The sequence below is a fragment of the Stenotrophomonas sp. S39 genome, from assembly GCF_016624665.1.
Classification (GTDB): Bacteria; Pseudomonadota; Gammaproteobacteria; order Xanthomonadales; family Xanthomonadaceae; genus Stenotrophomonas.
The window spans coordinates 75,636-86,074 of record NZ_JACVTT010000004.1; the positions used below are offsets into that span (position 1 = coordinate 75,636).

The 10,439-nt window shown below is 65.4% G+C and carries 8 protein-coding genes and 2 tRNA genes; 9 read left to right on the plus strand and 1 reads right to left on the minus strand.

Translation table 11 applies throughout. The features are described from left to right. Positions 1–195: 195 nt before the first annotated feature. The 7 genes from IAE41_RS02910 (at position 196) to IAE41_RS02940 (ending at position 7,365) form a co-directional block, all read left to right on the plus strand. Complete coding sequence (locus tag IAE41_RS02910; protein ID WP_200732013.1) at positions 196–711, plus strand: Tfp pilus assembly protein FimT/FimU; 516 nt, start codon at positions 196–198, stop codon at positions 709–711. Beyond that, positions 708–1,184, plus strand: a complete 477-nt coding sequence (pilV, locus tag IAE41_RS02915) for a type IV pilus modification protein PilV (RefSeq protein WP_200732014.1) — start codon at positions 708–710, stop codon at positions 1,182–1,184. The genes IAE41_RS02910 and pilV overlap by 4 nt, the downstream gene beginning before the upstream one ends. Further along, positions 1,181–2,347, plus strand: a complete 1,167-nt coding sequence (locus tag IAE41_RS02920; protein ID WP_079221366.1) for a PilW family protein — start codon at positions 1,181–1,183, stop codon at positions 2,345–2,347. The genes pilV and IAE41_RS02920 overlap by 4 nt, the downstream gene beginning before the upstream one ends. A 3-nt stretch (positions 2,348–2,350) precedes the next feature. Next, positions 2,351–2,869: a PilX N-terminal domain-containing pilus assembly protein gene (locus IAE41_RS02925; RefSeq protein WP_234458260.1), complete on the plus strand. Its 519-nt coding sequence runs from the start codon at positions 2,351–2,353 to the stop codon at positions 2,867–2,869. Between the two features lie 11 nt (positions 2,870–2,880). Next, positions 2,881–6,774, plus strand: coding sequence for a PilC/PilY family type IV pilus protein (locus IAE41_RS02930; protein WP_200732015.1), 3,894 nt, complete (start codon positions 2,881–2,883; stop codon positions 6,772–6,774). A gap of 12 nt (positions 6,775–6,786) precedes the next feature. Then, complete coding sequence (locus tag IAE41_RS02935; protein WP_200732016.1) at positions 6,787–7,239, plus strand: type IV pilin protein; 453 nt, start codon at positions 6,787–6,789, stop codon at positions 7,237–7,239. Between the two features lie 49 nt (positions 7,240–7,288). Beyond that, positions 7,289–7,365: transfer RNA gene (locus IAE41_RS02940), tRNA-Asn, on the plus strand. A 56-nt stretch (positions 7,366–7,421) separates the two neighbouring features. On the opposite strand, the gene IAE41_RS02945 is transcribed toward IAE41_RS02940, so the two are convergent. Next, positions 7,422–7,901 (minus strand): GspH/FimT family protein, encoded by a 480-nt coding sequence (locus IAE41_RS02945; RefSeq protein WP_234458261.1) that lies wholly within the window; start codon positions 7,899–7,901, stop codon positions 7,422–7,424. Positions 7,902–8,088: 187 nt separating this feature from the next. On the opposite strand from IAE41_RS02945, the gene uvrB reads away from it, so the two are divergent. Beyond that, complete coding sequence (gene uvrB / locus IAE41_RS02950; protein WP_200732018.1) at positions 8,089–10,110, plus strand: excinuclease ABC subunit UvrB; 2,022 nt, start codon at positions 8,089–8,091, stop codon at positions 10,108–10,110. A 104-nt stretch (positions 10,111–10,214) separates the two neighbouring features. Continuing rightward, positions 10,215–10,289 (plus strand) — tRNA-Val (locus IAE41_RS02955). Positions 10,290–10,439: the final 150 nt, after the last annotated feature.

Below are 10,439 nucleotides of genomic sequence, written 5' to 3' on the forward strand. Positions count from 1 at the left end.
CGCCCGGGGCGCCCCCCCCCCCCGCCCCGGGAAGGGGCCCCTCCGGGGCTCCGGCCCTTCTCAAGGGCCTCCGGAAGGGCAGGGCGTGTCAACGCTTTGACGCCCGTCGCCCCGTTCTGACCGTTCATCCTGCCGCCGCTTGCCGGCGGCAGCCGGGTGCGCCATCGTGGCCACCAACACGCTGGGGAGCGTTCCATGTCACTACGCCGGTCCAAGGGCTTCACGCTGGTCGAGTTGATGGTCACGCTTGCCGTGGTCGCCATCCTGGGCACCATGGCGCTGCCAAGCTTCCAGAGCACGCTCCGCTCCAACCGCATCGCCTCGGCGGGCAACGAGGTCACCGGCCTGCTGTCGCTTGCGCGCAGCGAGGGTGTCCGCAACAAGCGGGGTGGCGGGGTCTGCGGCAGCTCCGACGGTTCCAGCTGCGATGGCACCTGGAGCGCAGGCATGCTTGCCTGGTCCGACGTGAACGGCAATGGCACCCTCGACTCCGGCGAGACCGTCCTGCGCTTCGTCGCGATCTCCTCCGATTCGGTCACCGTCAGCGGTCCCGCCGCCGAGATCGCCTTCGACAACCGCGGCCGCCTCGTCGCCGCCCCCAGCCGGACGGTCACCATGCAGCCCGTCAAATGCGGCAAGGCGTTGCTGCGCCGTACCCTGACCGTCAATGCGGCGGGCCAGATCAATTCCACCAAGGCTGCCTGCCAATGAGCCGTCGTCTCCCTTCCTTCCCGCGGCGCCAGACCGGTTTCAGCCTGCTGGAAGTGCTGATCGCCATCCTGGTGCTGGGCTTCGGGCTGCTGGGCTTCGCCATGCTGCAGACGATGAACGTGCGCTTCGTGCAGAGCTCCAACTACCGTACCGAGGCCACCAATCTGGCGTATGACCTGCTGGACCAGATGCGCAGCAACCGGTACCAGTCCGGTTGGTACACCAGCGCGTCGTTTGCGGCAGATTCGGTGAAGACCGCGCAGTGCAGCCGTCCGACCGGCGATGCCGTCACCGTGGCCAAGAACATCGCGCGCTGGCAGTGCCAGGTCGTGCAGGCCCTGGGCGAGGGCGCAAGTGCGACCGTGCTCAACAACAATGGCCGGGTGACCGTGGGTATCAGCTGGGGTGACCAGCGTTGGGATGCAAGCAATCCCGACACCAAGACCACTTTCACCCTGGAGTCGCAGCTATGAGCCGCTCCATTCCCTTCCGGCGTGCGATCGCCGGCATGTCGCTGATCGAAATGATGGTGGCCATGGTCATCGGCCTGGTGCTGATGCTGGGCGTCATCCAGGTCTTCGTGGCCTCGCGCACGGCCTCGATGCTGGCCGAAGGCAATGCGCGCGCGCAGGAGAACGGCCGCTTCGCGCTGGAGTTCCTGCAGCGCGACATCCGCATGGCCGGGCATTTCGGTTGCGTCAACGACCAGGCCCATTTCATCAAGGGAGAGGGCGATCCGCGGGTCAGTACCGGCGCTGCGACGGGCTCGGGCCACCCCCTGGATTTCAGCGTCAGCGTGCAGGGCTATGAAGCGACCTCGACCGGGCCGGGCACCAGCCTGACCCTGGGGGGTACCTGGAGCGGCGCGGAGAAGCTGCCGGCGTCGATCACCAAGCTCAACCCGCGGGCCGGCAGTGACGTGCTGGTGCTGCGCTACCTTGCGCCGGAAGGCGTGCCGGTCGCCACGCTTGCAACGGGCTCGGACAGCACGGTGGGCTTCGATTCGACCCTGGGGAACCGCTTGACTGAGAATGGCGTCGCCACGCCTCTCCTGTTCGGCGTTGCCGACTGCAGCCATGCGGATGTTTTCAAGGGCACCTATGCTGCCGGCAGCGTCAAGGTGACCGGGCTCGACCTGGGGCGCTACGTAACCCAGCCCAGTGGGCAGACCATGATCTACCGCGCTGAGTCGGTGGTGTATTTCGTTGGCACGTCGGCGACCACGGGCGAACCGGCGCTGATGCGGGCCCGGGCCGATGGCGGCAATGACTATGCTGCCCCGGAGGAGCTGGTCGAGGGCATCGAGAACCTGCAGGTGTTGTATGGCCTGGACCAGACCACCAACATTTCCAGCGTGACCCCGCCACTGGGCCACATCAGCACCCAGGTCACGGCCACGGGCGTGACGTCCGACGCCGATGCCACAGGTGCGGCGCAGTGGCGCCGGGTCGGGCTGGTGCAGGTGGGCATCCTGGCCCGCAGCCCGCTTTCGACCACCGCCCCGGCCCCGTCAGCGGCGTTGAACTACCCCTCGGCGCTCGGCGTCTCGTTCGCTCCGGCCACCACCCCTGATGGGCGCTACCGGACCACCTACGAATCCACCATCGCCCTGCGCAACCGTCTTTTCGGGAACTGAGCCATGCACGCACGCGCCCCTATGCGCCCAATGCGCCCGATGCCCCGCAGCCAGCGTGGCGCGGTGCTGTACGTCTCGCTGATCATGCTGATCCTTCTGGCCCTGATCGGCATCGCCGGAATGCAGGTGGCAGGCATGCAGGAAAGGATGGCGTCCAACTACTACGCCACCAACGTTGCATTCCAGAATGCCGAAGGCATGACCCGGCGCAGCGAGCAGGCCATCGAAGCCATTGCGAACCGGACGACGGCACCGACCGGCGCGCCGCTGGTGAGCACCGACATCCAGCAGAACTGCGATGTGGCCTTCGATCCGGTTGGCTGGGGACGCGGCAAGACCACGGCGACGCATGAATCGGTGAATGTCCGCCGTATTGATGCCTGCATCATCGGTGGCGGCTCGCTGGCCATGGGTGAACCGCTTGACCCTGTCACGCCCGTCTACCAGATCACCACCTTCGCCAACGATGCCGTGACGGACCCCACGTCCACCGCGGCGATCGATACCGTCTTCAAGCTCTGAGGCCCGCCGGCATGTCCCGACGCACTTCCAGGTTCATCGCTGCAGCCGCAACGGCCGTCCTCGCGGTTGGTGGCTATTTCGTCTACAACATTTTCGCCGCCCAGGGACAGGGCGCGCTGGCGCAGGCGCCGCTGAACAATACCGCGTCGGTGCAACCGGCCTTCATCATGGCGGTGGACGACTCGAACTCGATGACGTTCGAGCGCATCTTCCGTGGCGGCGACGGGCGCATGCAGTGGACCGGCAGCAGTTTCTTCAGCTCTGCGGGCCAGTTCTACAACGTGGGTGAAGGCTGCGCCAATGCCTCCACCGATTGCTTCGTCTATCTGTTCCCGCATTCGGGCTTCAACAGCTCCTACTCGCCGGGTCGCGCCATCCCGCCGCTGGATGTGTTCGGCTTCGCGCGTTCGCCGACCTACAACGCCGGCTACTTCAATCCGGCGGTCACCTATGATCCGTGGCGCCTGCCGACCACCGACACCTCCACCACCAACCTGTGGGCGCCTGCCAGCACCACGGCGGCGCGTGCCGATCCGCGCAGCAGCACGTATGGCACTTCGTTCAGCACTGCCTACAACGTGACCTACAACCTGGAAGCGGCCAATGGCCGCGCGGTCAACACCGAAACATTCGGCTTCCTGAAGGGCATGGTCATCCCCAAGGGGACGTTCTATGCAACTTCGTCCGAGGTGTGCAACACCACCCGCCGCGTGGGTCGCGTGGATGTCTCCAACAACGACGGCCTGTTCTCGACCCTCGGTCTGTTCGTGGAGATGCCGGCCAACTTCACCATCCAGGCGGACTGCCAGGTTGCCATCCGCTACTTCCCGGCCACCTTCTACCTCCCTGCCGCCAGTCCGGCTCCGGCCGGCTACAAGACCGCGGACACCAACCGGCCGGTGATCGCCAACGCCTGTGGCCCCGGCTGCGACATGCGCCGGTATGAAATCCGCTCGAGCAACTACGACAGCGGTTACGCCGACGCCATCCGCAACTACGCCAACTGGTTCCAGTACCACCGCAACCGCATCCTGGCGATGGTCGGTTCCTCCTCGCACGCCATGGGCGGGGTGGAGAACATGCGCGTCGGTTACTTCACCATCAACAACCGCACCGACGTGACGATGTACGACGTCGCGACCCAGCGTGCGTCGTTGTTCACCCAGATCTACGGCCTGAAGCCGAACGGTGGTACGCCCAACCGACAGGCCGTCGCATACCTCGGTGAGCAGTTCAAACGTACGGGCACGGGTGCGCCGGTGCTGCGTGCATGCCAGAAGAACGGCGGCATGCTGTTCACCGATGGCTATACCAACGTCGGCAATTCGGCCGATGGCTACGGCAATGCCGACTCGACAGGCAGCACGCTGCTGCCGACGCTGCCGTTTGCTGACCAGTACAGCGGCACCATTGCCGACATCGCGGCCAGCTACTATGCCGGCAGCAATACCCCGCTGCGTCAGGATACGGGCTTTGCCCAGGGGCTGGTGCCGGTTCCGGACCAGTGCGCGACGCTCAACAAGAGCACCCCGGACTGGAAGCGTCTCGACTGCCAGAAAGACCTGCACATGAATTTCTACGGCGTGACGCTGGGCGCCGAGGGCCTGATCTACGACGTCAATACCGCCGCCACCGACGATCCCTATGCCAATCCGCCGAACTGGAATGCCAATGGTGATCCGCTGCAGGGCGACGACGGCCGCGTCATCGATGAGCTGTGGCACGCTGCCGTCAACACCCGTGGCGAGTTCATCAATGCCAAGACCCCCAATGACGTGACGCTGGCCATGCGGCGCGTGCTGGAAGCGGTGAGTGCGGGTGGCTCGCCCTCGGGCACCTTCGCACTGACCGGCGCACGCATCGGCACCGGCTCGCTGACGGTGTCTCCGCACTACGACGTGAAGAACAACGGTACCGACTGGTCCAGCAAGCTGACCGCGAGCCGGGTGACGGTGGATGCCGCCCGCAGCGCGGTCTTCACCCCGATCTGGGAAGCCAGCACGCAGCTGCCTGCCGCGACGGCGCGCAACGTCTACTTCGACGACGCCGGCACGGTGAAGAAGTTTGGTGGCACGACTATTTCCCTGGCGGGCCTGTGCGGCCTTTCCAATACCCTCTACCCGCAGCAATCGCTGTGCACCGAGTCGCGCCTGACGGGGCTCGGCGCCACGGCCGACAGTGCAGCCAAGTACCTCCTGGGTGAAACCTCGGGTGAGGTCCGCAACGGCGGCAAGCTGCGCGACCGCACGACGACCCTGGGCGACATCATCAATTCCACGCCCGTCATCAGTTCGCCGATCGACGATTTCGGCTACCGCGCTCTCGGTGAGCCCTACAACACCAGCTATACCGCGTACCTGAATTCCAAGCGGACCGACAAGCGGTACATGGTCTATGCAGGCGCCAACGACGGCATGCTGCACGCCTTCGACGGCGGCATGAACGGTGCGGGCACGGTCGGCGGCAATGGCGGGCGCGAGAGCTTCGCCTACATCCCGGCCACGTCGTACCAGCACATGGGCAACCTGCTGCTTCCGTACGATCCGCGGGACAACGCGCAGACCTTCGTCCACAAGTATTTCGTCGATGGTCCGCTGGCCGTCGGTGATACGTACTACAGCAGCGCATGGCACACCACCCTGGTAGGTACCACCGGTGCGGGTGGTCGTGGCGTGTTCGCACTCGATGTGACCTCGCCCGACAGCTTCACCGCCACCAACCGCCTGTGGGAGATCAACGACTTCAGCAGCGATGACACCGTCAAGGCGAACATCGGTTACGTCCTGGGCAAGCCGGTGATCGTGCCGGTGCGCACATCCGCTGGCGCAGTCAGCTGGAAGGCGGTCTTCGGCAACGGTTACTCGAGCTCCAGCGGCAAGGCGGTGCTGTTTGTGGTCGACATCGGCACTGGCAGCGTGCGCATGATCGAGGCGGTCGAGGCGGCCAGCAATCCTGTCATCACTGGCCGCAATGGCCTGGGCAACATCGTCGTGGTCGACCGGTTCAACAACGGAACGCTCGACGCCCAGGGCAAGCCGCTGCCCGTCCGCGATGGGTTCGCCGATACGGTCTATGCCGCCGACCTGAAGGGTGCGGTGTGGAAATTCGACCTCACCTCGACGGCGACGTCGGTTACCGTGCCGGCATTCACCACCGGGACCTACGTTGAATCCGGTTCCACCTATCGGCAGCCGATCACCGGTGGCCTGCAGGTCTCATCCGGCGAGAACGGCGGCGTGCTGGTGATGCTCGGTACCGGCAGCTTCTCGTTCTACGACGACACCACGCCGGCATCCAACTCCCAGGTGCAGAGCCTGTACGGGTTCAACGACACATCCAGTGGCGTGATCACCACGACGTTGACCCGCACCTCGCTTGCGCCGTTCACGGTCAGCACCAACACCGCCTCCGATGGCACCGTGTCGCGGACGCTCACGGCGGGTAACCGTCCCACGACCGTGCGTGGCTGGTCCATCGACCTGCCGGCCGGCGAGCGGTTCGTCGGCTACCCTGAACTGGCATCGGGCATCCTGTTCATGCCCACCTACGCGCCCCTGACGCAGGCCACGGGCTGCAGCACCTCCGGCACCAACTGGCTGTTCGGCCTGAACCCGCGTACCGGTGTGGGCGCGCTGGCCGGCGTGCGCTATGGCGCGATCTCAGGCAAGGCGATGGCGGCCAGTACCGCCGGCATTCCGCTGGATACGGGTGGTACCGCGCCGGTGAAGGATGTTGGCGTCTCGGTTGTGCCGCGCCTGCAGTCACCGATCAATCCCAACGATGGCACCGCTGCGCCTGCGGTACCTGGCACGGCGGGCTGCTGGATGGTCGTGAACGTGGCTGGCGCTGCGCCGATGTACATTCCCTATCCCTGCGGTCGCCAATCCTGGCGGCAGATCCAGTAACGGAGAGTCCTGATGTCTTCAAGCCTGACGCAGGTGATCGCCCGCGCACGCGCCCCGCACCTGCGGTCACGTGGCTTCACCCTGATCGAGCTGATGGTCGTCCTCGTGGTGGTCGCCATCCTGGCCGCGGTGGCGTTCCCGTCCTATACCGAGCAGGTGCGGAAGTCACGCCGGGCGCAGGCCAAGGCCGACCTCGTGGAGTACGCACAGATGGCCGAGCGCTCGCATACGGTGAACAACACCTACACCGCGTTCCGTTTCAGCAACACCACGACCAGCACCCAGTCGCCGCGCGAAGGCGGCACGGCGTACTACACGGTCACGATCAGTGGCACCTCGCAAAGTGCGTTCACCCTGACGGCCACGCCGCAGGGCACCCAGGCGAAGGACAAGTGCGGCACCCTGACAGTCAACCAGGCCAACGTGAAAACGCCCATCGCCAGCAAGGTGGCCGGCTGCTGGTGAAATGAAGGTGTTGCATCCCCTGCGTTGACCGTCTAGAATGCGCCTCCCCGCCCGAATAGCTCAGCCGGTTAGAGCACTTGACTGTTAATCAGGGGGTCGTTGGTTCGAGTCCAACTTCGGGCGCCAGATTCGAAAAAGCCGCGAGAAATCGCGGCTTTTTTCGTTGCCTGTCGGCCGCGGGTTCAGCACTCCGCAGGTGATCCGGCGCGCTCGCTGCGCACCCGGCCGGTCACGTTGACGACCACGCGGCTGTGCTCACGCCCGTCCACGCACAGCACCAGGGACTGGTTGGTTCCCGCGTTGCGCCCGTCCGGAAGAAACCGCACGTGCGGACGGTACTGGCTGGATTGGACGTGGATGCGATCCGGCTGCCGCTCGCGGACATGCACCACCTTGCCCGGCGCGGCCGAAGCCCACGGGGCATCCTCCGTGCGTACCAGCCAGCCATGGCTCCACTGCGGGTTGCAGGTCATGCCATCCAGCGAGCCGCAGACCGTCACCCGCCTGCGCTGGGTGATGGCCGTGCTGCGCGCAAGCGCCAGGCTGGCGGTGAGTTCGGCGCGCAGGGTATCGGCGCGCAGCTGCGCCACAAGGCGCTGCCACGGGCCCCAGACGACCGCGAGCAGGACCGCGAGCAGCAGGACCACCAGCAGCAGTTCCAACAGCTGGAAACCGGACGCAGGGCGGGGCGGGCGGTGCAGGGAGCGGCAGGGTTTCATTGCTTCAGCCTGAACCTCCGCCTGCGATGCCCGCCATCGGCATCGCGCGCATTGCGGGGCAGGGGGTTTCCTCAACCGGCCGTCACCAAACCGGCCGCTATAATCACCATTCCCGGGACCTGGCAATACCATGAGCGACAGTTTTCAACTCGTCTCGCCGTATTCACCGGCGGGCGACCAGCCCAACGCCATCGCGAAGCTGACCGATAATTTCGAAGCGGGCATCGCCAAGCAGACGCTGCTGGGCGTGACCGGTTCGGGCAAGACCTACACCATCGCCAACGTCATCCAGAACGTGCAGAAGCCGACGCTGATCATGGCGCCGAACAAGACGCTGGCGGCGCAGCTGTACGGTGAGTTCAAGGCGTTCTTCCCGCACAACGCGGTGGAGTACTTCGTCAGCTATTACGACTACTACCAGCCCGAAGCCTACGTGCCGTCGTCGGACACCTTCATCGAGAAGGACAGTTCGATCAACGAGCACATCGAGCAGATGCGCCTGGCGGCGACCAAGACGCTGCTGTCGCGTCCGGATGCGATCGTGGTGGCTACCGTGTCGGCCATCTACGGCCTGGGTGCGCCGGAGGACTACCTGTCGCTGCGCCTGATCCTGTCCAAGGGCGAGCGCATCGAGCAGCGCGACCTGATCAACCACCTGACCCAGCTGCAGTACACGCGCAACGAGTACGAGCTGCAGCGCGGTACGTTCCGCGTGCGTGGCGAGGTGATCGACGTATTCCCGGCCGAATCGGACAGCGAAGCCCTGCGCATCGAACTGTTCGATGGCGAGGTCGAGAAGATCACCATGTTCGATCCGCTCACCGGCGAGACGATCCGCAACATGCAGCGCTTCACCGTCTACCCGAAGACCCACTACGCCACCACGCGCGAGCGTGTGCTGGCCGCGGTGGAGACCATCAAGGTGGAGTTGAAGGAGCGCCTGGAACAGCTGTACGCGGAAAACAAGCTGGTCGAGGCGCAGCGCCTGGCCCAGCGCACCCAGTTCGACATCGAGATGATGGCTGAAGTTGGCTTCTGCAACGGCATCGAGAACTACTCGCGGCACCTGACCGGCAAGAACGCCGGCGAGCCACCACCGACCCTGTTCGATTACCTGCCGCCGGACGCGCTGCTGGTCATCGACGAATCGCACGTGACCATTCCGCAGATCGGCGCGATGTTCAAGGGCGACCGCTCACGCAAGGAGACCCTGGTCGAGTTCGGTTTCCGCCTGCCGTCGGCGCTGGACAATCGTCCGCTGCGCTTCGAGGAGTGGGAAGCGCGCTGCCCGCGTGCGATCTACGTGTCTGCCACACCCGGCCCGTATGAGTATCGGGAGGCCGGTGAGGAGATCACCGAACTGGTGGTGCGCCCGACCGGCCTGATCGACCCGGTGGTCGAGATCCGCCCGGTCGGTACCCAGGTCGATGACCTGATGAGCGAGGCCAACGAGCGCATCAAGGCCGGTGACCGCGTGCTGGTCACCACGCTGACCAAGCGCATGGCCGAGAACCTGACCGAGTACCTCACCGAACATGGCATCCGCGTGCGCTACCTGCACTCGGACGTGGATACGGTCGAGCGCGTGGAGATCATCCGCGACCTGCGCCTGGGCAAGTTCGACGTGCTGGTGGGCATCAACCTGCTGCGCGAGGGCCTGGACATGCCCGAGGTCTCGCTGGTGGCGATCCTGGATGCGGACAAGGAGGGCTTCCTGCGCTCCACCGGCTCGCTGATCCAGACCATCGGCCGCGCCGCCCGCAACGTGCGCGGCAAGGCCATCCTGTACGCGGACAAGATCACCCGCTCGATGCAGGCAGCGATCGACGAGACCGACCGCCGCCGTGCCAAGCAGGTGGAGTACAACGAGGAGCACGGCATCGTGCCGCGCTCGGTGGCGCGGCCGATCGTGGACGTGCTGGAAGGCGCGCGCTCGGATGCGGCCGAGAAGGAGTCCCGCAAGGGCAAGGGCAAGGGCAGGGCGGTGGCCGAGGATGCGGCCGATTACCGGTCGATGTCGCCGGCCCAGCTGGCCACCCGGCTCAAGGCGCTGGAGCAGCAGATGTACCAGCACGCCAAGGACCTGGAGTTCGAAGATGCCGCCCGCGTGCGTGACCAGATCCGGCAGCTGAAGGAGGCCAGCCTGGGCTGAACACGGCAGCGCAGCAATCTTCACAAAAGTGTTGCGCTTACCCGTCGTCATCCGTAATATACGCGGCCTGCACCGACGCAATCGCGCAAATGCAGAAGCAAAACGGGCGGTTAGCTCAGCGGTAGAGCACTACCTTGACATGGTAGGGGTCACAGGTTCGAACCCTGTACCGCCCACCACGAAGTCCCTTCCAGAGGGGCTGTCGTGACCTGAAAAGCCCGGCCCTGGCGCCGGGTTTTTACGTAGCAAGGCCAGCCTTCGGGCGGCAGGAACAAGATGGGCGGTTAGCTCAGCGGTAGAGCACTACCTTGACATGGTAGGGGTCACAG

Coding starts and splice junctions, on each gene's coding strand:
- IAE41_RS02935 (WP_200732016.1), top strand. CDS start 6,787: ATGTCTTCAAGCCTGACGCAGGTGATCGCCCGCGCACGCGCCCCGCAC.
- uvrB (WP_200732018.1), top strand. CDS start 8,089: ATGAGCGACAGTTTTCAACTCGTCTCGCCGTATTCACCGGCGGGCGAC.
- IAE41_RS02930 (WP_200732015.1), top strand. CDS start 2,881: ATGTCCCGACGCACTTCCAGGTTCATCGCTGCAGCCGCAACGGCCGTC.
- IAE41_RS02920 (WP_079221366.1), top strand. CDS start 1,181: ATGAGCCGCTCCATTCCCTTCCGGCGTGCGATCGCCGGCATGTCGCTG.
- IAE41_RS02910 (WP_200732013.1), top strand. CDS start 196: ATGTCACTACGCCGGTCCAAGGGCTTCACGCTGGTCGAGTTGATGGTC.
- pilV (WP_200732014.1), top strand. CDS start 708: ATGAGCCGTCGTCTCCCTTCCTTCCCGCGGCGCCAGACCGGTTTCAGC.
- IAE41_RS02925 (WP_234458260.1), top strand. CDS start 2,351: ATGCACGCACGCGCCCCTATGCGCCCAATGCGCCCGATGCCCCGCAGC.